A 22,068-nucleotide genomic window follows, 5' to 3' on the forward strand; every position below is an offset into this window, starting at 1 on the left:
AAATTTAGAATCAGAAGCTTTCCCTGGAATTAATAACAATAAGTATGTACAACAGCACATAATAAGAAAATAACCAACGGCATGAACCTTTCATGCCGTTTCTTATCCAGACAGCATCCTAATCTAATGAATTATTATATCACAGAATTTGACAGCTTGAACCACTTTCCTGCTATTTCCGACCTATAATTTCTACCTCTGTCTCCATTTTCACACCATGTAAATCAAGGACTGTGTCCTTAACATGCTGAATCAGACCAAGTACATCCTCAGCCTTTGCATTTCCCTTGTTCACAATGAAATTCGCGTGAAGCTCCGAAATTTGTGCCCCGCCGATTTGATGGCCTTTCAAACCTGATTTTTCGATTAAATTACCAGCATAATTGGGCAGAGGATTCCTAAAGACACTGCCGCAGCTTGGAAAGTTATATGGCTGGGTTTCTTTGCGATAATCCTTGTTTTTTTGCAGCTCCGCCACAATTTCATCCTTATCGCCTTCTTGAAGTTGGAAAATGGCTCCCACGACAACACCTGGCCGCTCTTTCTGAAGGACAGATGTCCGATATGAGAATTTCATCTCTTCATTTGAGAGCCACTCTAGAGTGCCATCTTCAAAAAGTACATAGGCTTTCTCCAGGATTTGTGAGATATCTGATCCATGAGCCCCTGCGTTCATATAAACCGCGCCGCCAATTGACCCGGGAATTCCACCTGCGAATTCAAGTCCCGAAAGTCCTTTTCGGCTAATGGTGATTGCAAAGTTGACCAGTGATAGACCTCCACCAGCTGTCACTCTAGTGCCATCGATCTCCAAATCATCAAGCCCGGAACCGAGTTTAATTACAGCACCTTCAATGCCTTTATCTGAAACGAGGAGATTCGAACCCCTGCCGATCACGGTCCATTCCACACCAGAATCCTTAATGACTTCAACCGCTTTTCTTAAATTTTCTATTGATGAAGGCTCAATAAGTATGTCAGCAGGTCCGCCAATTTTCATTGATGTATGGTTTGCCAGCGGTTCATTTTCCTTTACCGAACCGATGTTCAATTCCCTAAGTTTGTTAGCTAGATCCTTCATAATTACCTTCCTTTCACGATACAGCTATTTTGACCATTTTATGCAGCTGCATGCCTATAGGCTACTTTTCCGCCATTTCTTCCATGAGACGGTGCAGTCTCTGGGCTGCGTCAGGTATGCCTAGTTTTTTCGCCGCCTTTTTCATATCGGCCAGCTTTTCTTCATTGCCCAGTATGTGGTCTATGCTTTCGACCAACTTGGGCCCTGTAAGATCTTTTTCAAGCAGAAGCCGTGCTGCTCCGTTCTCGCTTAATGCCCGTGCGTTTTTTTCTTGATGATTGTCGGTTACATATGGGCTAGGAATAAGTATGCTGGGAATCCCCAATGAAGTAAGTTCAGCCAGGGTTGTCGCTCCGGCCCTTGCTACAGTTAAATCAACGCCGGATAGAACCTCGGGCATATTGTGAATAAATGGTTTGATGATGACATTTTCGGGATTACCGACAAGTTCAACTTCCTTCCGTACATCTTCAAAATGGACATCGCCCGTAACATATAGCACTTGATATGATTTGCCGCTTAATTCAGTGAGACTTTTTACGACTGCTTCATTTATTGGCCTGGCACCCCTGCTACCGCCAAAGATAAGCACAGTAGGAATTTTAAGCTTTAATCCGGCAGACAATCTGCCTTTGATTCCATCTTGGCCCAGTACCTCTGATGCTCTAGGGTTTCCAGTCAGCACAACTTTTTGCTCAGGGAAGAATTCCCTAGCTTCTTCAAAGCAAATTGCGATTTTATCAACATAACGGCTCAGGAATTTATTCGTCAAACCTGGAACGCTGTTTTGTTCATGGACAATAGTCGGTATGCCCATTTTGGCAGCCGCATAGACTACAGGACCGCAAACATAGCCCCCAGTGCCAATGACAACATCTGGCTTGAATTCTTTGAGCATTTTTTTACTGTCCCTGACACCTTTTAGGAAACGCAGAATTGTTATTACGTTTTCAAATGAAATCTTTCGTTTGAACCCTGTGATATGTATGGATTTAAACGGGATGTTCTCCCTGGGCACAAGCTTGCTTTCGAGCCCTTTTTCCGTGCCTATGTAGAGAAACTCGACATTTTCATCCTTTTTTTGAATTTCCCTTATTAGTGCGAGCGCAGGGTAAATATGTCCTCCTGTACCGCCGCCGCTAACTGCAATCTTCATATTCCACACCTCAACAACTTATCTCTTTTTTTAATCGCGCGTCCATCACGCATACATTTACATCCGGATTTCGTGATGTGAATAAAAATTGTGAAAAGGAGCCTGTAAAAAAGGCACTCCCCGGTTTTACCCTATTCTACTATATTCTAAACTAAAGAACAGTTTTTAGAGATATTGTTATTTAAATGTAATATAGCATGAACACAGCCATATTCCTAACATATTCATAGGTCATGTCCGAATTTCCGGCTCCTTTTTAAATCTTAACTCACAGAAGGAAAAGTAATCAAAAACAAAAGACCCTGATGGCAGGGTCTTTTGTTTTTTTACAGTTTAATATCTCGAGTGGCGACTGATATTCAGCAGTACACCGACGGCCATCAGCATCAGTGTCAGTGATGAGCCACCATAGCTCAGGAATGGGAGCGTTATACCAGTAACAGGCATAAGGCCGGTGACAACACCGATATTGATCATGACCTGAATGGCAATCATCGCAATGATTCCTGTGGCCAGGAAAGTTCCGAATAAATCGGGAGCCCCAAGCGCAATCCTTACTCCCCTCCAGAGCAGCAAGGAGAATAAAAGAAGAATCAATGAGCCGCCAATGAACCCAAGCTCCTCAGCGAGAATGGCGAAAATAAAATCTGTTTGGGGTTCAGGCAGATAAAAGAATTTTTGCCTGCTTTGTCCCAGGCCAAGCCCGAACAATCCTCCAGGACCGATTGCGTATAGCGATTGGATCATTTGAAACCCGCTTCCGAGAGGATCCTGCCATGGGTCTAGAAACGATGTAATCCGTTTCATCCTGTATGGCGCAGATATAATCAGTCCGACAAAACCTGCGACCCCCAGCAGACCGAGTCCGACAAAATGGCTTATCCTGGCACCAGCAATAAAGATGATGACAACAGAAGTACCGACCATAACTGTTCCTGTACCTAAATCGGGCTGAAGCATAATGAGGCCAAATGCCAAAAACACAAGCCCTAAAGAAGGGAAAAGTCCCTTTTTAAATGAAGTGATTGCTTTCTGGTTCTCTGACAAAAATTTCGCGAGGAAGGCAATCATCGCAATCTTCATGAACTCTGATGGCTGAACAGAAAAGGCACCTACTCCGATCCAGCTCCTCGATCCATTCCGCACATTTCCGACTCCGGGAATCAAAACAAGGATTAGCAGAACAAAACAAATAATCAAAATGACCTTTGCCCATGTTCTCCATGTCCAATAGTCAATATTCATGATGAAAAACATCGCGATGATCCCGACGCCGGCAAACAGCATTTGCCGTTTCGCAAAGAAAAAGGAATCATTAAACTTATAGTCCGCCCAGACAGCACTTGCGCTATAGACCATGATCAAGCCCACTGCCAAAAGCGTAAAGGTAACAATCATTAGAAAAATGTCTGGAGTAGATTTTTTCGTTGGCAAAGCAATACACCTCGGCTGTATGATTTAGGGCTCATATGCCGCTTCACATCCAGCCTGCAAATGAGGCCAAGCAACCTGAGTCATGTTGTTCAAGACAAGCCCTTACTTAAGCTTATGCACGGCCTCGATAAACATGTCTCCCCTGACCTCAAAAGTTTTGTACTGATCCCAGCTTGCACATGCTGGAGACAGCAGGATGACATCACCGGGTTCTGAATGTTCAAATGCCACGGGAACGGCCTTTTCAACATTATCGGCCCGCAAAATCGTTTTTATTCCTGCATCACGGCCAGCCTGTCCAACTTTTTCAGCAGTTTCTCCAAAAGTAATCAATGTCTTTACATATTTCAACGAAGGAACAAGCTCATCAAAAGAATTGCCCCTGTCAAGACCGCCGGCCAGCAAGACGATTGGTACATCGAATGCTGCGAGGGCATTTTCAGTAGCCAATATATTCGTTGCTTTTGAGTCATTATAAAATTTACGATCATCAATAGTCCCTACATACTGGAGCCTGTGACGAACGCCTGCAAAGCTGGTAAGCACCTTAATGATGGCCTCTTTATCTGCACCTGAAAGCAGGGTCGCCGCTACGGCCGATAGTATATTCTCCAGATTATGCTCGCCCGGCAGGACGATATTCTTTGTTTCAATAATTTGCTCTCCGTTAAAGCAAACCCAGCCGTCCTTCACATAGGCACCATTTTCAAGCACCTTCCTTTTTGAAAAAGGAACGACTTGCGCTTTTGAATTGCGGGCAATTTCCATGCATTCCTCCTGGTCGGCATTGACAATCAGGAAGTCTTCTTCAGTCTGGTTTTGTGTAATCCTAGCCTTTGCATTAATATATTCATTTCTTGTACCGTGATAATCCAGGTGTGCGTCATACAGATTTGTAATGATGGATATCCGAGGCTTGAACTGGTCGATTCCCATCAATTGAAATGATGACAGTTCAATGACGATCGTATTTTCAGCTGTGGCTTCCTGAGCAACACCTGATGCTACCGTACCGATATTTCCTGCAATCAATGGATGCTTGTTTCCCGCCTCAAGCATTTCGAATATTAAAGTGGTAGTAGTTGTTTTTCCGTTAGTACCTGTAATACCAATCAGCGGTGCCTCGGAAATCTGGTATGCAAGCTCAACCTCGGTAATTACCGGAATTTCTTTTTCAATCGCCTTTTGAATCATAGGATTATAGTAGGGAATTCCGGGATTCTTAACGACGAGTTCAAAGCCTTCGTCCATCAATTCAATCGGATGGCTTCCACACACAACCTTGATTCCCTGTTCAAGCAATCCTTGCGCTTCGGGATTTTCAGAGAGAGGCTTACTATCGTTGACAGTTACAAAAGCGCCTAATTTATGTAGTAGAGCAGCCGCACTGACTCCACTCTTGGCAAGACCAAGTACTAGTATCTTTTTATGTTGATATGTTTTGATATCTTTCATCTAGATCCACACCTCAATATAAATTCCAAGGATAGCGAAAAGAAGACCTACAGTCCAGAACGTGACAACAACACGCCATTCTGACCAGCCAATCAATTCGTAGTGGTGGTGAAGGGGACTCATCCTAAATATTCTTTTCCCAGTAGTTTTAAATGAAATCACCTGAAGGATTACGGATAATGTTTCAATCACAAATATTCCGCCAATGATAATCAGGATAATCTCAAGCTTTGCAAGGATCGCTACAGTTGCAATAGCCCCACCAAGAGCGAGGGAACCTGTGTCACCCATGAACACTTTAGCAGGATGCGCATTGAAAACAAGGAATCCTAAAACAGCGCCAACCACCGCGACTGAAAAAATAGAAAGCTCATATTGAGATTGGCTCCAGGCAAGTACAGCGAATGCACCAAATGCAATAGCAGCTGTTCCGGAAACCAGCCCGTCAAGCCCGTCCGTCAAGTTAACAGCATTTGAGAACCCGACCATCCAGAAAATAATGAACAGTGCATAACCCCATCCGAGATCAAAAGAGATGTCTGTTAACGGGATGCTGATGACTGTTGATAATTCACTTTGCTTGAATATGAAGTAAAAAATAACGGAAATAATAATCTGGCCAAGCAGTTTTTGTTTCGAAGTCAAGCCCAGGTTTCGCTTCATGACAACCTTGATGAAATCATCCATAAAGCCAAGCAGGCCAAATCCAAGAGTAACAAATAACAATAGATACGTTTCTACTGAAGGCTGGGAGAACTTTCCCGTCATGACGAGGGTCGTGATGGTGATGGAGATTAAGATCATGACGCCGCCCATAGTCGGTGTACCTGTTTTTTTCTGATGCGATTTCGGCCCTTCTTCTCTGATGCTCTGGCCAAATTTAAGCCTTCTCAAAAAAGGAATAAACACTGGAGAAAGCAGAACAGTGATAAGAAAACCCATCAATATTGTGAAAAAGATAACTTGCTCCAGCATTCTATTCCTCACCTGCCTTATTACGATTGCTGCCAAAATCATTGATGTTTTCGGCCATCACAGCTATATCATATGTTTCATCAGCTTCATTAAGAAGTGCTTTGTTCAGGAAAATGAATTTAGTTCTTTCGTTGAGGTCTTCTTGTTGTGTTAAGTAATCATAGTATGAGTTCATAATTTTCTCTAAGCCTTTCAAATTATCTTGTGTATAAAAAATTGGGAAGTGGTTTGGCGCATATGCAGGCACCTGCTCGCCTTCAGGCCAGACAGCTGCCACAGCGCCATTGGAAATTGCTTCCTGTAAAGTCCCGGAATCATTCGATACCGGCACAAATAGGCCTTTAGGCTGTTTAGCATCAGCCAGACTGCTTACAGTATGAAAGTGGATATTCTCATCCCTTATTCCAGCAGCTCTTGAAAATAGACTTGAAACATCCTGGTATGTCAGCATATTACCTCTCCTCTATCGCCTCGCGTGCCACAATCCGGTCATCAAAGTCGAATGTCCTGTCACCTATTTGCTGGTATGTTTCATGGCCCTTCCCAGCAATCAGGATCACATCCCCAGACTTCGCATTTTTTATGGCATGCTGGATAGCTTCCTTCCTGTCAATAATCGAAGTATAAACTTCGCCTTTTACTCCTTCTTCCATATCCTTGATGATTTCTGCCGGATCCTCGCTGCGCGGGTTATCAGATGTGAAGATGGCATCTGTAGAATATTCACAAGCGATTTTCGCCATAAGCGGACGCTTGGTTCGATCCCGGTCGCCTCCGCAGCCAACTACACAGTAAACCTTCTTCTGTGCAAATTGCTGTATTGTTTTCAAGACGTTTTCAAGACTGTCCGGGGTATGTGCATAGTCAACGATCACAGAAAAATCCTGTCCTGCATCGACTACTTCAAACCTTCCCGAAACTCCTTTAACACCTTCAACAGATGCGATAATAACCTCTAAAGGTACTCCAGAAACGAGAGCAGCTCCGATGCTCGCAAGTACATTATAAATGCTGAACTTTCCAATTAACTGGATGTTTACCTTTTTCACGCCAAACGGGCTGACCAAATCAAATGATGTTCCGCTGGCTGTCATCGCAATGTTGATTGCCTGCAGGTCAGCATGGTTGTCGATCCCATATGTTAATATATGGGCAGTTGTCAGCATGGCAAATTCATCACTTGCCGGATCGTCTGAATTCAAGACTGCAAATTTCGGTTTCTCATGGTTAAAGGCATTTCCAAGCTGGGAAAAAAGAAGTCCCTTCGCCTTCCTGTATTCTTCCATTGTCTTATGGTAGTCCAGATGGTCTTGCGTCAGGTTTGTGAAAACAGCAACATTGTAATCCGTCCCATGGACCCGGCCATAAACAAGCGCATGCGAAGATACCTCCATTACCGCTGTATCAACTTGTTCGTCGACCATTTTCTTGAACGTCTTTTGAAGAGTCAGGCTCTCCGGTGTTGTATTCTTCACTTCAAAAATTTGCTCGCCAATCTTTGTGTACATCGTTCCAATCAAGCCGGTTTTCTGATCAGCATCCTTGAAAATCTGTTCAATAATATGGCTGGTCGTAGTCTTTCCGTTCGTACCAGTGATCCCAACCAGATGAAGCTTATGGCTAGGCTGGCCGAAAAACGCATCAGCAAGCACAGCCATTGCACGCACCGTATCCTTCACAACAATTACCGGGACATTCACAGGCAGTTCTCGTTCGGCCAGAACGGCTGCAGCTCCATTCTTCACGGCTGATCCAGCAAAATCATGACCATCAACTGTATAACCTTTTATGCATATGAATAAACTTCCAGGAGTCACTCTGCGGTTATCATTTTCAATTGAAGTAATTTCGGGATTTTCTCCCTTGTAATCCACGAACGGGTGCAAGTATCCAATCAATTCGTGTAATTTCATAAATATCAAATCCTCTCAAACAACATGGCGACTCTTATTTTACATGATTAGGCTGAAATTAGCCATTGTTGAGACGAAAAGAGCAAGCCCTTTTTACACGAGTCAGACTGGGTCTGCTCCTCAACAAGCGAAATAACCAAGTATCCTGAAGCAGGCGGCGGATGATTATCCTGCCGCCGCCTGCTCACCATTAGCTTTCGTTTTATTTCCTGTTAATCGTTCATATAAACCCTAATGGTTGATCCTTCCTTAATTTTCACCCCTGGTGAAGGAAGCTGTTTGACAACTTTCTCCCCATCGCCTGCTATATCAAGCTTGAAATTGATAAGTTGTTGCCTGAGCTCCTGTTTGGATAAGCCAACCAGGTCAGGCACCTCCACCATAGGTGTATCCAACCAGGTCAATTCTTTTTCAATCTGGTCCTTCCTAGGAGGAACCTCCATAGCCCGCAGGCTGTCCTCCATCATATCTCCAACAATAGGTGCTGCCACTACCCCGCCAAACTGGACTGTTCCCTTAGGATTGTCAACCGCTACATAGATGACAATTTGCGGATCATCAGCAGGAGCAAAACCTATGAAGGAAACGATATGGTTATTTTCAAGATAGCGTCCATCCTTTGCCTTTTGGGCAGTACCTGTTTTGCCGCCAACCCTGTAAGAGTCAACATAAGCATTTTTCCCTGAACCTTTAGCTACGACACTTTCAAGCGCATGCCTGATTTCCTTCGAGGTTTCTTCAGAGATAACCCTTCTTTTTGCCTGTGGAGATTTCTTCATGACGACTTCGCCTGTAACAGGGTCAATAAGCTCTTTTGCAATGTAAGGTGTATACAATATTCCACCATTTACTGCTGCTGAAACCGCAGCGACCTGCTGAATCGGTGTGACGGAAACACCCTGTCCAAAAGCTGTTGTTGCCTGCTCGATTGGACCAACTCTGTCCAGGTTGAACAGGATGCCTTTCCCTTCCCCTTGAAGGTCAATGCCTGTCTTCTCTCCGAAACCGAAATCCTTCACATATTTAAATAGTTTTTCTTTTCCGAGTCTGTCTCCTAGCTCAACGAAACCAGGGTTGCATGAATTCTCGACAACCTCAAGGAACGATTGGCTTCCGTGTCCGCCCTTTTTCCAGCAGCGTATTCTGGCCCCAGCCACTTCAACAGAACCGGAGTCATGAAAGTGATCTTTTTCAAGGTCGACCTTCCCTTCCTGAAGTGCTGCGGCAAGTGTGACAATTTTGAAAGTGGAACCTGGTTCATACGTGCTCCAAATCGGCAGGTTCCGGTTGTAAACTTCCGGGGCAACATTGCGGAAATTGGCTGGATCAAAGTCAGGCCTGCTCGACATTGCGAGGATCTCCCCGTTGTTCGGATTCATGGCAATCGCAATGATGCCATCCGGATTGTATTTGGCCTGGGCAATATCCAGCTCCCTCTCGACGATAGTCTGTACCCTGCTGTCGATCGTCAGCTTTAAATCAAGCCCGTCCACAGGAGGTTGGTAATCATCAGCCATATTGTTCATCCGCTGCTGTTTTGCATCCGCATAAAATTGAACCGAACCCTTTTCTCCTTTTAACTCCTTATCATAATAGAGCTCCAGCCCCATCAATCCCTGGTTGTCAATACCCGCGAAGCCAAGCACATGTGACAAATAGCTTCCATACGGATAATGGCGCTTTGAATCCTCGCCGATGTATATACCTTTGATATCGAGCGCCCTGATTTCCTTGGCTTTCTCGTGAGAAATCTTTCTGCCCTCTGGAATTCTCTCAATCATGGCTTTTTTCGTAATATGTTGATAGGCCTTCTCTTTAGACATGTTTAAAGCCTTCGCCAATATTTCTGCAGCAGCTTCGGGATCCTCTACCTGGCGCGGCACCACGTAAACAGTCGGTGCACTAATATTCGTTGCAAGCGCCACTCCATTCCTATCCGTTATTTCCCCTCGCTGCGGTTCAAATGGGACGTTCCTGCTCCATGAATCCTTCGCCTTTCCTGTCAAAAAGTCTCCAAGCATAAACTGCACATAACCAAGCCGGACATCTATGATGAAAAACACCAAAATCCCAACCACCAGAACGAGAGCCAACCTCTTTCTGACCGTCACATTTGATACACGCATATAGTGAACGAACCTCCCTCTATAGTTGTTCCAATAGTAAACTAAGATACTCTCAGACACTCGTTCAAATATATGCTTGTACGAATTACAATATAACAAGAAGTGGAGACAAGCTGAGGTTTATAAAGAGCAGGGATAAGGAAGTGTTACTGACTACTAGTAAGGAGGATTTCATTGCAGCGTTGGTAGAACCAGGTGATACTTCGGACAAATCATGAAGTTCTGGCTACTGATTTTGGCCGAACTTGGTACTGCTTCAGACAAAATGAGCTGATTCAGCTGAGGTTTTGTCTGAACACAGGGCTACTTCGGACAAAACTAGATGATCCAGCTACTGATTTTGGCCGAACTTGATGCCACTTCAGACAAAATGAGCTTACCCAGCTGATGTTTTGTCTGAACCTAGGGCTACTTCGGACAAAACTAGATGATCCAGCTACGATTTTGTCCGAACTTGATGCCGCTTCAGACAAAATGAGCTGATCCAGCTGAGGTTTTGTCTGAACCTAGGGCTACTTCGGACAAACCATGAAGATCAGGCTACGATTTTGGCCGAACTTGATACTGCTTCAGACAAAATGAGCTGATTGGACTGTGGCTTTGTCTGAACACAGGGCTACTTCGGACAAAACTAGATGATCTAGCTACGTTTTTGTCCGAACTTGGTACTACTTCAGACAAAATGAGCTGATCGGGCTGAGGTTTTGTCTGAACACAGGGCTACTTCGGACAAATCATGAAGATCAGGCTACGTTTTTGTCCGAACTTGATACTACTTCAGACAAAATGAGCTGATCAGGCTTTGGTTTTGTCTGAACACAGGGCTACTTCGAAAAAATAGAGACATAAGCTTAGAATTTTATCGGCTCCTAAGACAACTACCAATTACCGTCAGCAAACAAAAAAACAGAGAAAGGGCTTATCCGCCCACTTCCTCTGTTTCTTCATTTTCTTCTTCAGTTTTCAATGATTTCTCAAATTGCTGCAGCGGGGTTTCCAGCTCGACAATCAAATTTTCGCCTTCATTGATTGGTAATCCTGGCTTAAGACTTTGTTTCGTGACATAGCCGCTGCCGGCTTTGTTTAGCTTAATATCTGTAATTTGCGCCAGCTTCATTACGTCTCTGAGTGACCAGTCTGTCATGTCTGGGTAGGTCATGACTCCAGATGCCCTGATAAAGACCTTTTCTCCTTCGAGCGCCATAATATTAGCCTTTGGCAACTGCTCAACAACCTGGTTTCCGTCTCCTATTATCACTGTTTCAAACCCTTTGGATTCAAGCAGCTTCTTCGCTTCTGCTGCAATCAGCCCTGTTACATCTGGAACAGGACTGGAATCTGCTTTTTCCACAGTGGCAGGTTTGATATTCAAATACTGTAGACTGCTCTTCATCACAGATTTAAAAATCATAGACGTTGGTATAGAGCCTTTAAAATAATGGTCAATTTCCGGCTGCTGAACGGCGACATAGACGATCAGTTTAGGATCATCTTTTGGAGCCATTCCAAGGAATGAAAACAGATAATCGCTCGCTCCGTCTAAATAAGCCCCGTTTGCTGTTAAGTTCGCAGTACCAGTTTTACCAGCAACCTCGTATCCCTCGATGGCGTATGATTTACCAGTACCATGCTCACCAGTAACAACCGTCCCTAAAACATCTCGGACCTGCTTTGCTGTTTCAGCTGATATAGGCTGACCAACGGACTTCGGCTCTTCCTGCGTGATCACTTCACCAGTGTTCGGATTGACTATCTTATCAATCACACGCGGTTTCATCATCTTGCCATCATTTGCTACTGCTGTTGCAGCCTGTACCATCTGGATTGGTGTCACTGTTGTTCCCTGACCGTATGATGTCGTGATTTTCTCAATCGGCCATCTATAAACAATAGTTCCTGCTGCTTCGTTTGGAAGGTCAATGCCTGTAGGCTGGTCAAAGCCAAAATCAGTTAAATACTCCCTGAATTTTTCTGTGCCGATTTTTTCATTTACTAGCTTTGCCACTGCTACGTTTGAGGAGCGCTGGATTCCTTCAAGATAGGTAATTGAGCCCCAGCCACTGCCGTTATGGTCGCGAATCGGCTTGGAGTTTTCGGTTACTTTATAGGATCCAGATTTATACCACTCATTCGGATTCCATTTGTTCTCCTCAATTGCAGCTGCAAGCGTGAAAATTTTCATCGTCGAACCTGGCTCGATCGGTGTTTCAACAACTTCATTATGCCAGCTTTCATTTAAACCCTCCCTTGTCGTCGGGTGGAAGCTAGGCCGCTGTGCCATCGCAAGGATATCCCCTGTCTTCGGATCAGCGACAACTGCAATGATTTTCTTTGGCTTGTATTCCTTGTCTACACGATCAATTGCATCCTCCACGAACGTCTGGATTTTTTTATCAATCGTTAAAAAAACATTGCTGCCATCTTGGGCAGGAGTAACTTTTTTCTCACCATCAGGTAAAAGGAAGCCCCATAAATCACTTTCAAACGAAAGTGAACCATTTTTACCAGTCAATTCGTCATTAAGCGTTTTTTCAATCCCCAGCTGTCCAGAAGTAACCGTTTTATTGTCCTCTGTTTCTTCCTTTTCTACAAATCCGACTAAGTGGGATGAGAATACACCATTCGGATAGAATCTCTTAGAATCTCGTAAAAAAGTAATCCCTGGCAGCTTTTCCTCTTCGATTTCACGTTTGGTCTGATGAGATATGTCGCGGCCGGCTTTTCCAAATTCAACCTGCCATGCTTTTTCTTTGGTCAGACGTTTGTATATCTCCGATTCGCTCATATCTATATATTTTGCCAGTACTGCCGCGGTCTTCGCAGGGTCACTGACATGCTTTGGTTTCTTTTTATTCGTTGTCACAGATTCATTAAGGATAGCGACAAGCGTGTAGGCAGTTGTATCTTCAGCAACAACTTCGCCTTTTCGGTCAAAAATCGTTCCTCTTGTCGCCTCGATTACTTTTTCATTTGAATACTTCTGCTGTGCCCTTGCAGCCAGGGCTTGTCCATGTACCTCTCCAGTTACCTGGATGGAAATGAACCTGAAAATCAAGATAAAAAAGAGCAGGCTGAATATTACGAATAATACCGCTGCTCCTGCATTCATATTTGGCTGTTTCTTGATCATCAGTTTTCCACACCTTTAACATTGTCTTCATTCAATGTTAAACCGAGCTTTTCTGTTACCTGTTTGATTCTTTCATAGGTACTTAATTCGCTAATCTGGATTTCAAGGTCACTGTTAATCTTTTGCTGCTCCTGAATATTGCCTTCAATGATTTGAATTTCTTTGTTGACTTCGTAAATGGCTGCCTGTTTTGAAACCATGAATGTTGCGCCGAAGCAAACAATTACCCCGAAAACAAACATGAGGATTTTTTCGCCGGGCGTCAGTATCGGATTGCGCTTGACCGGTGCTTTTGCCGGTGCCTGAACAGTTTGCTGCTGTTGTTCTTGCTGCAATTTTCTAGCCAGATTGCTCATCATTTTCCCTCCTGAAAATTATATTTTAAATTTTATCTTTTTACTTTTTCAGCGATACGCAGTTTTGCAGATCTTGCCCTGTTATTGAACTCAAGCTCTTCCTCTGAAGGGAGAATCGGCTTTCGTGTGACCAGCTTCAACTTCGGCTGGTATTCCTCGGGAATGATTGGCAAACCTGGCGGCAGCGGCGGAGTTTCGCTCGCTTTTTTCAAGGTTACCTTACAAATCCTGTCCTCAAGTGAGTGGAAGGTGATAACACTGATCCTTCCGCCTAAAGCAAGCAGGTCAATCGCCTGTTCGAGTGATTTTTCAAAGACGCCAAGTTCATCATTAACAGCGATTCTCACAGCCTGGAAAACCCTCTTTGCCGGGTGACCACCTTTTCTCCTTGCAGGTGCAGGAATTGCATCCTTGATCAACTCTACAAGCTCACCAGTGGTTTCAATCGGTTTGATTTCCCTTGCTGCCTCGATCTTTCTGGCAATCTGCTTTGAAAATTTCTCTTCCCCATACCGGAAAAAGATCTTGACCAATTTCTCATATGGCCATTCATTAATGACATCGTAAGCGGACAATGGTGCGTCCTGGTCCATCCGCATATCAAGCGGAGCATCATGATGGTAGCTGAAGCCACGTTCAGGCGTGTCCAGCTGTGGAGATGAAACCCCAAGGTCATATAGCACACCGTCAACCTCAGTTACACCATGATTTTCAAGCTCTTCCTTCAGATGAAGAAAGTTGCTTTTAATGATTGTCAGCCTGTCGCCATAAGCTGCAAGCTTTTCTTTTGCATTCGCAATTGCGATATCGTCCTGGTCAAACGCGTATAGCTTTCCTTCGTCTGAGAGCTTGGACAAAATCAATTCACTGTGGCCTGCGCCACCGAGAGTGCAATCCACATATGTACCGTCAGGCTTGATATCGAGCCCGTCTACTGTTTCTTCCAGTAAAACTGTTGTATGCTTGAACATTATGATCCACCTTTCCAATCGAGGAGCAGGTAATATTATATCAGAATAATGTTACCCTTAAATATCAAATCCAATCATATTTTCCGCAATTTCAGCAAAAGATTCCTCAGATTCTGCGAAATATTCTTCCCAGATGGCTTTGCTCCAAATTTCAATTCGATTGGAAACACCTAAAATCACACATTCTTTCTCAAGCTTGGCGTACTGCATCAGCGGGGAAGGAATATTGACTCTCCCCTGTTTGTCAATTTCACTCTCGGTAGCACCCGAAAAGAAAAAACGGGTAAATGCTCGTGCATCTTTTTTCGTCAGTGGAAGTCCTTTGAGCTTGTCTTCGATCACTGACCATTCAGAAACGGGATAGCCAAATAAACACTGGTCAAGCCCACGGGTAAGAATGAACATTTCTCCCAGGTTTTCACGGACCTTGGCAGGGATGATCAATCGGCCTTTGCTATCAACATTATGATGGTATTCACCCATGAACATGCCACTACCCCCACTTTCTAAATCCAATGTACCACATTCCCCCACTTTTCACCACCTTATTTTAAATATTCTCCCCCCGCCCTTGAAATCCTCCCGGAAATCATCATTTCCATCAATTTCTTTCATTTCAAAAAGATGCTTTTACCTAAATGCGCCGTTTCCTTTCCTTTCGGGAAAAGAAGAGCCGCTGCTTTTAGGTTAATTCATCTCCCTCTCTCTTTACAGGAAATGCAGAACCGTTGCTTTTACCGTAATTCATCTTTCCTTCTCTTTTCAGGCAATGCAGAACCATTGCTTTTATCGAAATTCATCTTCCTCCCTCTTTTCGGGCAATGCAGAGGTGTGACAATAATATCCCAAAGAAAAAAAGCTCCATCCTCCTAGGATGAAGCCTGAAGTTACAACTTTATAATTTTGTGGGTTCCATCGAATTCATAATGAAGCTTCAGTAATCCTGGTATTAAATCCAGTCCGTACTTATTCAAATAGTAGAATGGGTTCCAGACTCTTTCCTGCGGTGATCCGCCTGGTCTTAAAGCATTTTCCACTCTTGTGAATTTTCTCAGGATATGGTCATGTTTACGGCAAATTGCCTCTACAATTTTATCTTCCATGAATCCAACCTGCTTTATCAGGATAGATTCGTTTTTTTGCAGCATTGGCATCAGTACCGGGTCAATCCCGTTTGATTTTTCGCGGATGACTTTATATTGTTCTGTCAGATTCCTTTTTACATTCTCGAAAAGTTCTTCTACTTCTCGATCCTTTAATGAATCGATAAATTTCAATTCATGTCCACTTGTACCTGAAATTAAAACTTCTTTCAAATCCAGATTCAGTTCTTCAAGGTCAGACTCAATCGACCTTTCAAGCAGTGTGAGGTTAAGTCTTGGAACGAGCGGAGGCATCTTAAGCCCGAAATTTTCAAAAGCGAGTTTGAGCTCGGCCCAATAAGCAATTTCACCAGGACCGCCAATGAAGGCAAGCGTTGGGAAAAGCCACTCCTGCATTAAAGGACGTGTGACGACATTATTGCTTAGCTTCTCAGGATATTCGTTCGCAATCTCCACCAGCTCATCATATGTGAAGCTTACTTCTCCATTTTTACCTGAAAATCCGCCACTTTGTGGGTCAAATTGGAGCAAAATCCGCTCGTTTACTTTTTCATCGTAAAAGAAAAGGTTCGCAGCATTTTCGTTAATATCAATCATATTCGCAAATCCTGCCGAGATTGTCTGTTCTTGCTGGACGAGAACAGCAGTTGTAACTTCACGGTGATTTTTAATTTGATTGATGAAATATTCTTTTTCCAGCCTGCGCAGCTCTTTATTTCCGGAATCCACAATCAGCAAACCTGAGTCCTTGAAAAGTTCCATGATAATCATCGCAAAAAAATCAACGAAGGATTCCGCTTTCTCCAAAGATTCTAAAGCAAATGCCAACACTTCTTTCGTGTACTTTGTTTCACCGTATGTTTCCATGATTTCTTCAACCCAGGAATAGCATAGCTCCCGGTTGATACACACTTCTGAAATCATTTTTTTCTCTAGATTCCTTTCAGGATAAACCCACTTTTCCTGCTTATTGTCCTTCATGACGTACACATGGTTAACTTCCTGGTAATCATGGTCCTCTCCGGCAATCCAGAATACGGGTACGACTGGGACGCCCAGCTCCGCCTCTTTTTGTTCAGCAAGCTTGATAATCGAAATCACTTTATGAATTGTATATAGGGGGCCAGTCAGAATACCTGCCTGCTGTCCTCCGATGACTGCAACGCTATTTTCTTTTCTGAGCTTATCAATATTGTCAATGATTTTGTCAGACTTGGCATAACGAGACATAAAGAACTGTATATGGTCTGCAAGCTCATTCCTCATAAAGCTTCTGTTTTTCAATTCATCAAGGCGATGGATATAAGATTTTTCATCTGTAAAATTATAATGAAAGAAGCTCTGCAATTCAGGGCTTCCAGCCAGGTAATCTGTCGCAAACCGGTTCGCTGCCGGAAGAGAGAGATTCAACATCTCCATTAGCTTGTACTTCCTTTCTCGTAAGCAATTTTCACTGTTATGAGTATAGCATTGTTTGAATTGAAAAGAAAAAAACTTTGCTTTACGAAATTTCTAAAATCAAGATTCTTTTCAATCCAGCTTAGGATCAGCTAAAAAAAATGCTGGACCTCCTAATGGACGGTCCAACACTGGATTAAGCAAACAAAAATGTCAGGCGCTTAACCAAACCATACAACACAAGGACGATGTAGGCAGAAAAGAAAAGCAGGAAATTGAAGCGCCAAAAGCCTCTGAATACTTTCGGCAGTACGATTTCCTCTTTATATTTCCAATGAACCCAGACAAATATTGCCGCAAGTAATAGCAGGATAATCAAAATCAGCCACAGTAATGACTTTTCCCAAATAGTGATGATCAAAAAGTGGACAGACATCACCAGCAAAAAGGTGCTGAAATCAATGGCCATATTGACCGAACGCCGATGGTTGCCTGTGATTTGCTTACTGATGATGAACACAGCGAGGTAGCCAATCATTGGAACTGTGATCAATGCGGCAACAAGTGCGGAGAAGAATCCCGGCATCATGCTCCCTCCCTTTCGTGCTCCTTCCCCTTGATGCAATGATAATAATTATGTATTAATGGAGCTTTTATATTTTTGCTTCTAGATAATTCGAGCAAATACCCAAGTATGGCGTCAATTTCAGTTTGTCGGCCATTTTCAATATCTTTATACATGGATGAATGGTTATTTGCCGTTTTTTCGCAAACTGTCATTAGATTTTGGAAGTACTGTTCCCGATTTGGCAAATCAAGTACATATGCACACTCATCAAACATTTGCTTAAAAATTTCAAAGTAAAATGGATTGTGGACCAGTTCACCGTTTTTAACTTTAAGAATTGCTGTCAATGGATTGATAACCGAATTGACCACCAGCTTTTTGATTAGCATCTCCTTGAAATCCGGTTCAAAGATAAACGGGAAACCCGAAGAAGATATAGTAAATAATTCTCTAAGCAGGTCATCTTCTCCTTTAAATACCGCTGTTCTTGTCACGCCCAACCCATTATGCTGAACTGTAAAGCCGTTCTTTCTTACAGCTCCGTGTTCAACGGATCCAACATAAACTTCAGCTGTTTCCAATTCAGAAAGCAGCTTGATATGGCCATAGCCATTTTGAAGAAAAAGGATGCTCCCTTTGGCTTTATCTTTTATATCAGATATTAAACCATCCAGCTGGTATTGCTTTACCGCGACAACTGTTAAATCATCGTTCCCCTTCCATTCCTGGATAGGAACAGCAGTTACCTTCGCAGGAGTATGCTCTATTCCATTTTTAACAAGATGAAGACCATGTTCGTTAATAGAGTCTGCTTGTTCCCGTGTCCTTGTGTATATAGAAACATTACTGCCCATGCTCAGGTAATAAGAGAATAATAAACCTATTGATCCGCCGCCAATTATTCCTATTTTCATTTGAACCCCACATCCTGTCCTAAGGGACATTCATGTCTATCGGAAAAAATTATTACATTTGACACCGATATTACAACGACTTTAGTCATATTTTAGCAGAAACTATTGCTTATTAGGAAGAAGGGATTATGGTTATTTGAATTAATTTTGATAGAACAATATCTTTTCCCCCTAAAAGCAAAAATGGAGACCCAATAGGATCTCCATTTTGCTTTTGTCGAGGGAATTATAGATAACTACCTGGGTTGTTTAAGCCCAGCTCCAGCGCAGCCCCTCGAGTCACTTCCGCTTTTAGTTCTTAAACTGGATATACAGGATGTTTTCTTACACTGAATTCCATATCTTTTGTTTCGTATAGCTTGAACCGGTCGATCAGTGCATTCCTCAGGTCGTTGGCTGCAACAATGTCATCAACAATCAATTCGGAAGCAAGCTTATAGATGTCGATACTTTCTTTATACTCCTGGTGCTTCTCCTGGACAAAAGCGATTTTCTCTTTAGGGTCTTCAATTTGATTGATTTTGTTGGAATATACTGCGTTAACCGCAGCTTCCGGACCCATTACCGCGATCTGCGCAGTCGGCAGGGCGATGCAGCAATCAGGTTCGAATGCAGGTCCTGCCATTGCGTATAAACCAGCTCCGTATGCCTTACGGACAATTACAGAGATCTTCGGTACTGTCGCTGAGCTCATCGCAGCAATCAGCTTCGCTCCATGGCGGATGATCCCTGCTCTCTCAACCTTCGTACCAATCATGAAGCCCGGCACGTCAGCAAGGAACAACAATGGGATATGGAAGGCATCACAGAGTGTGATGAATTTAGCAGCCTTATCGGCAGAGTCGACGAACAATACTCCGCCCTTCACCTTCGGCTGGTTGGCAATGATTCCTACTGCCCTTCCATCTATACGTGCAAGCCCAGTGATAATCTCTGGAGCGAACAGTTTTTTGATTTCAAAGAAACTTCCTTCGTCGATCAGCGCATCAATACCTTCATACATATCAAATGGCGCATTCTGGTTCAATGGAACAATCTCTTCAAGACTTCTTCCAGACTTAGGAGCTACTCCTGCAACTACTTCTGTCTTCGCCTGGAAATTCGCAGGGAAATAGCTCAAATAGCGCTTCGCCGATTCAATGGCTTCTTCCTCGCTGTAAACGAGCATGTCGCCTACCCCACTGATGGAACAATGCATGCGGGCTCCGCCCATTTCTTCAAGCGTTACCTTTTCGCCAATTACCTTTTCTGCCATCCTTGGTGACCCAAGATACATCGAAGCATTCTGGTCAACCATGATCACGATATCGCAAAAAGCTGGGATATAGGCTCCGCCTGCTGCAGAAGGTCCGAAAAGAAGACAGATTTGCGGAATTACTCCAGACAATTTCACTTGATTGTAAAAGATCTTGCCTGCTCCCCTTCTGTTAGGGAACATATCAAGCTGATCCGTAATTCGCGCACCTGCTGAATCGACCAAATACAATAAAGGCACCTTTAGTTTTTCAGCTGTTTCCTGGATCCTGATAATCTTCTCAACCGTCCTTGCTCCCCAGGAACCCGCTTTTACTGTTGAATCATTCGCCATGACACAGACTGTCTGGCCGCCGATTTTTCCGATCGCTGTTACGACACCATCTGCCGGAAGGTCTCCAGCCTGGAAATTGGCGAATTTGCCATCTTCCTCATAGACTCCGTCGTCAAATAATAGATTCAAGCGCTCACGCACAAATAATTTATTTTGCTCAGCCAGCTTTTCATGATATTTCGGTTGGCCGCCAGCCTCGATTTGTTGAACTTTCTCCTGCAATGAATCAGTTAAAGTCTTCGCGGTAGTCATTCTACTCCTCCTTAAAATCTATTATTCTAATACAAGCAGGACATCGCCTTCATTAACAAAGTCCCCGATGTTCACCTTTACTTCCGCAACTGTGCCTGCGCCCTGACTTTCAACAGGGATTTCCATCTTCATGGATTCAAGCATCAGGACTTCCTGTCCCTCTGATACCGTATCTCCACCTGCTACCATCACATTTAGTACTGTCCCTGCCATATTTGCTGTAATTTCTTTCATGTCTTTTCCTCCTCTATTTAGATGCCATTTTTCTTTCTGTTAAATAGGCTGTTGTATAATTGCCAGATTTAAAGCCTTCTTCACTTAATATCTCCGCAAACAACGGGGCATTGGATTTAATGCCTTCGACTTTCAGGTTCGCGAAAAATTCCTGTGCAAGCTGGATTGCTTCTTCCCTGCTACTGCCTCCTACGATGCATTTGGCTACCATAGGATCATAAAAAGGGGTTACCGTCGAACCCGATTCATATCCAGAATCAACTCGAACGCCTTCTGTCTCCAGCCATGAAAACTCACTGATCTTTCCAGGTGAAGGCAGGAACTTTACAGGGTCTTCCGCATATAAACGAAATTCGATCGCCCAGCCATCCTTTTTGATCTCATCCTGAAGCAGCGGCAGTTTTTCACCGCGGGCAACGAGGATTTGCCACTTAACTAGATCCAGGCCAGTAATCGTTTCTGTTACTGGATGTTCAACCTGCAGTCTGGTGTTCATTTCAAGGAAATAGAAGTTTTCGTTCTCATCAACGATGAATTCCACCGTTCCTGCGTTCACATAGTCCACTGCTTTAGCGGCTTTTACGGCTGTATCATACATCTTCTGACGTGCTTCTTCCTTCAGGAATGGCGAAGGTGCCTCTTCAATCACTTTTTGGTGGCGGCGCTGGACCGAGCAATCACGTTCGAACATATGTACATGGTTGCCATGGGTATCGCCAAAAATCTGCACCTCGACATGCCGGGCATTTTTGATATATTTTTCTATGAATACTTCATCAGAACCAAAGTATGCCTTTGCCCTGCCCTTCGTAGAATCAAAATTCTTAGCGAGCGCTTGCTCATTTTCACAAAGCACCATGCCAATGCCCCCGCCGCCCCCGCTCGCCTTTAGCATGACAGGGTAGCCCATTTTATCTGCAAGTTTGACAGCATCCTCCAGCGTCTTTAATCCCTGCTCACTGCCGGGAACGACAGGAACTCCTGCTTTTTCCATTGTTGTTCTTGCGACAATTTTATCGCCCATTTTTTCAATCGTATCCGGAGCAGGACCAATGAAAGTCAAACCTGCTTCCTTCACTTTGCGGGCAAACGCTGCGTTTTCTGATAAAAATCCATAACCAGGATGAATGCCATCCACCTTTTCTTCCTTTGCGATTCTTAAAATTTCATCTGCATTGAGATATGATTTTTGTACAGGCGGCTCGCCAATCCGGTAAGCGCTGTCAGCTTCTTTCACAAAAGGCAGCTCTTTATCCGCATCAGAATAGACAGCTACTGTTTTTACCCCAAGTTCTTGGCAAGTCCGGATAATACGAAGCGCTATTTCCCCTCTGTTCGCAATTAATATTTTTTGCACGCTATTTCCCCTTTCCCGTAAAAAAATACGCTCACTATATAAAATTCTACAATATTC

General features: G+C 43.6%; 18 protein-coding genes. All 18 read right to left on the reverse strand.

Translation table 11 applies throughout. The annotated features are described in order from the left end of the window. Positions 1 to 172: 172 nt before the first annotated feature. Positions 173 to 1,081: a UDP-N-acetylmuramate dehydrogenase gene (gene murB / locus J7E32_RS16875; RefSeq protein WP_214909641.1), complete on the reverse strand. Its 909-nt coding sequence runs from the start codon at positions 1,079 to 1,081 to the stop codon at positions 173 to 175. A gap of 61 nt (positions 1,082 to 1,142) precedes the next feature. Then, positions 1,143 to 2,237 (reverse strand): undecaprenyldiphospho-muramoylpentapeptide beta-N-acetylglucosaminyltransferase, encoded by a 1,095-nt coding sequence (murG, locus tag J7E32_RS16880; RefSeq protein WP_214909643.1) that lies wholly within the window; start codon positions 2,235 to 2,237, stop codon positions 1,143 to 1,145. A 333-nt stretch (positions 2,238 to 2,570) separates the two neighbouring features. Then, positions 2,571 to 3,671, reverse strand: a complete 1,101-nt coding sequence (spoVE, locus tag J7E32_RS16885) for a stage V sporulation protein E (RefSeq protein ID WP_214909645.1) — start codon at positions 3,669 to 3,671, stop codon at positions 2,571 to 2,573. 102 nt (positions 3,672 to 3,773) lie between these two features. Beyond that, positions 3,774 to 5,126 (reverse strand): UDP-N-acetylmuramoyl-L-alanine--D-glutamate ligase, encoded by a 1,353-nt coding sequence (murD, locus tag J7E32_RS16890; protein ID WP_214909647.1) that lies wholly within the window; start codon positions 5,124 to 5,126, stop codon positions 3,774 to 3,776. Then, entirely contained in the window at positions 5,127 to 6,101 is a 975-nt protein-coding gene (gene mraY / locus J7E32_RS16895) for a phospho-N-acetylmuramoyl-pentapeptide-transferase (protein ID WP_214909649.1), read from the reverse strand. 1 nt (position 6,102) lies between these two features. After that, positions 6,103 to 6,552 (reverse strand): hypothetical protein, encoded by a 450-nt coding sequence (locus tag J7E32_RS16900; RefSeq protein ID WP_214909650.1) that lies wholly within the window; start codon positions 6,550 to 6,552, stop codon positions 6,103 to 6,105. Between the two features lies 1 nt (position 6,553). Continuing rightward, positions 6,554 to 8,014 carry a UDP-N-acetylmuramoyl-L-alanyl-D-glutamate--2,6-diaminopimelate ligase gene (locus J7E32_RS16905; protein ID WP_214909652.1) on the reverse strand — a complete coding sequence of 487 codons (1,461 nt, stop codon included), beginning with the start codon at positions 8,012 to 8,014 and terminating at the stop codon, positions 6,554 to 6,556. A gap of 212 nt (positions 8,015 to 8,226) precedes the next feature. Next, positions 8,227 to 10,140, reverse strand: a complete 1,914-nt coding sequence (locus J7E32_RS16910) for a stage V sporulation protein D (protein ID WP_214909654.1) — start codon at positions 10,138 to 10,140, stop codon at positions 8,227 to 8,229. 919 nt (positions 10,141 to 11,059) lie between these two features. Further along, entirely contained in the window at positions 11,060 to 13,270 is a 2,211-nt protein-coding gene (locus J7E32_RS16915) for a penicillin-binding protein (RefSeq protein ID WP_214909655.1), read from the reverse strand. Then, on the reverse strand, positions 13,270 to 13,629 hold the full coding sequence (gene ftsL / locus J7E32_RS16920; RefSeq protein ID WP_353654063.1) for a cell division protein FtsL: 360 nt from the start codon (positions 13,627 to 13,629) through the stop codon (positions 13,270 to 13,272). Before ftsL ends, J7E32_RS16915 begins: the two co-directional genes overlap by 1 nt. 29 nt (positions 13,630 to 13,658) lie before the next feature. After that, positions 13,659 to 14,597, reverse strand: a complete 939-nt coding sequence (gene rsmH / locus J7E32_RS16925) for a 16S rRNA (cytosine(1402)-N(4))-methyltransferase RsmH (RefSeq protein WP_214909663.1) — start codon at positions 14,595 to 14,597, stop codon at positions 13,659 to 13,661. Between the two features lie 57 nt (positions 14,598 to 14,654). After that, the gene (gene mraZ, locus J7E32_RS16930) at positions 14,655 to 15,086 is read right to left on the reverse strand and encodes a division/cell wall cluster transcriptional repressor MraZ (protein ID WP_125479207.1); all 432 of its coding nucleotides are present in this window, start codon (positions 15,084 to 15,086) and stop codon (positions 14,655 to 14,657) included. A 398-nt stretch (positions 15,087 to 15,484) separates the two neighbouring features. Next, on the reverse strand, positions 15,485 to 17,119 hold the full coding sequence (gene bshC, locus J7E32_RS16935; protein ID WP_214909671.1) for a bacillithiol biosynthesis cysteine-adding enzyme BshC: 1,635 nt from the start codon (positions 17,117 to 17,119) through the stop codon (positions 15,485 to 15,487). A 175-nt stretch (positions 17,120 to 17,294) separates the two neighbouring features. Next, positions 17,295 to 17,687, reverse strand: a complete 393-nt coding sequence (locus tag J7E32_RS16940; protein WP_353654064.1) for a DUF3397 domain-containing protein — start codon at positions 17,685 to 17,687, stop codon at positions 17,295 to 17,297. Further along, a complete protein-coding gene (locus tag J7E32_RS16945; RefSeq protein WP_214909673.1) occupies positions 17,684 to 18,580 on the reverse strand; it encodes a 2-dehydropantoate 2-reductase in 897 nt (298 codons plus the stop codon). Before J7E32_RS16945 ends, J7E32_RS16940 begins: the two co-directional genes overlap by 4 nt. A gap of 298 nt (positions 18,581 to 18,878) precedes the next feature. Beyond that, positions 18,879 to 20,420, reverse strand: coding sequence for an acyl-CoA carboxylase subunit beta (locus tag J7E32_RS16950; RefSeq protein ID WP_214909675.1), 1,542 nt, complete (start codon positions 20,418 to 20,420; stop codon positions 18,879 to 18,881). Positions 20,421 to 20,441: 21 nt separating this feature from the next. Continuing rightward, complete coding sequence (locus tag J7E32_RS16955) at positions 20,442 to 20,654, reverse strand: acetyl-CoA carboxylase biotin carboxyl carrier protein subunit (protein WP_214909676.1); 213 nt, start codon at positions 20,652 to 20,654, stop codon at positions 20,442 to 20,444. A 13-nt stretch (positions 20,655 to 20,667) separates the two neighbouring features. Further along, complete coding sequence (locus J7E32_RS16960) at positions 20,668 to 22,011, reverse strand: acetyl-CoA carboxylase biotin carboxylase subunit (protein WP_214909678.1); 1,344 nt, start codon at positions 22,009 to 22,011, stop codon at positions 20,668 to 20,670. Positions 22,012 to 22,068 lie beyond the last annotated feature (57 nt).

It is taken from the genome of Bacillus sp. ISL-55 (assembly GCF_018613155.1).
GTDB lineage: Bacteria > Bacillota > Bacilli > Bacillales > Cytobacillaceae > Mesobacillus.

What these genes read in the sequence shown, in the direction of transcription:
- murB (WP_214909641.1), bottom strand. Translation starts at nt 1,081, where the DNA reads ATGAAGGATCTAGCTAACAAACTTAGGGAATTGAACATCGGTTCGGTA.
- murG (WP_214909643.1), bottom strand. Translation starts at nt 2,237, where the DNA reads ATGAAGATTGCAGTTAGCGGCGGCGGTACAGGAGGACATATTTACCCT.
- murD (WP_214909647.1), bottom strand. Translation starts at nt 5,126, where the DNA reads ATGAAAGATATCAAAACATATCAACATAAAAAGATACTAGTACTTGGT.
- mraY (WP_214909649.1), bottom strand. Translation starts at nt 6,101, where the DNA reads ATGCTGGAGCAAGTTATCTTTTTCACAATATTGATGGGTTTTCTTATC.
- J7E32_RS16900 (WP_214909650.1), bottom strand. Translation starts at nt 6,552, where the DNA reads ATGCTGACATACCAGGATGTTTCAAGTCTATTTTCAAGAGCTGCTGGA.
- J7E32_RS16905 (WP_214909652.1), bottom strand. Translation starts at nt 8,014, where the DNA reads ATGAAATTACACGAATTGATTGGATACTTGCACCCGTTCGTGGATTAC.
- J7E32_RS16910 (WP_214909654.1), bottom strand. Translation starts at nt 10,140, where the DNA reads ATGCGTGTATCAAATGTGACGGTCAGAAAGAGGTTGGCTCTCGTTCTG.
- J7E32_RS16915 (WP_214909655.1), bottom strand. Translation starts at nt 13,270, where the DNA reads ATGATCAAGAAACAGCCAAATATGAATGCAGGAGCAGCGGTATTATTC.
- ftsL (WP_353654063.1), bottom strand. Translation starts at nt 13,629, where the DNA reads ATGATGAGCAATCTGGCTAGAAAATTGCAGCAAGAACAACAGCAGCAA.
- rsmH (WP_214909663.1), bottom strand. Translation starts at nt 14,597, where the DNA reads ATGTTCAAGCATACAACAGTTTTACTGGAAGAAACAGTAGACGGGCTC.
- mraZ (WP_125479207.1), bottom strand. Translation starts at nt 15,086, where the DNA reads ATGTTCATGGGTGAATACCATCATAATGTTGATAGCAAAGGCCGATTG.
- bshC (WP_214909671.1), bottom strand. Translation starts at nt 17,119, where the DNA reads ATGGAGATGTTGAATCTCTCTCTTCCGGCAGCGAACCGGTTTGCGACA.
- J7E32_RS16940 (WP_353654064.1), bottom strand. Translation starts at nt 17,687, where the DNA reads ATGATGCCGGGATTCTTCTCCGCACTTGTTGCCGCATTGATCACAGTT.
- J7E32_RS16945 (WP_214909673.1), bottom strand. Translation starts at nt 18,580, where the DNA reads ATGAAAATAGGAATAATTGGCGGCGGATCAATAGGTTTATTATTCTCT.
- J7E32_RS16950 (WP_214909675.1), bottom strand. Translation starts at nt 20,420, where the DNA reads ATGACTACCGCGAAGACTTTAACTGATTCATTGCAGGAGAAAGTTCAA.
- J7E32_RS16955 (WP_214909676.1), bottom strand. Translation starts at nt 20,654, where the DNA reads ATGAAAGAAATTACAGCAAATATGGCAGGGACAGTACTAAATGTGATG.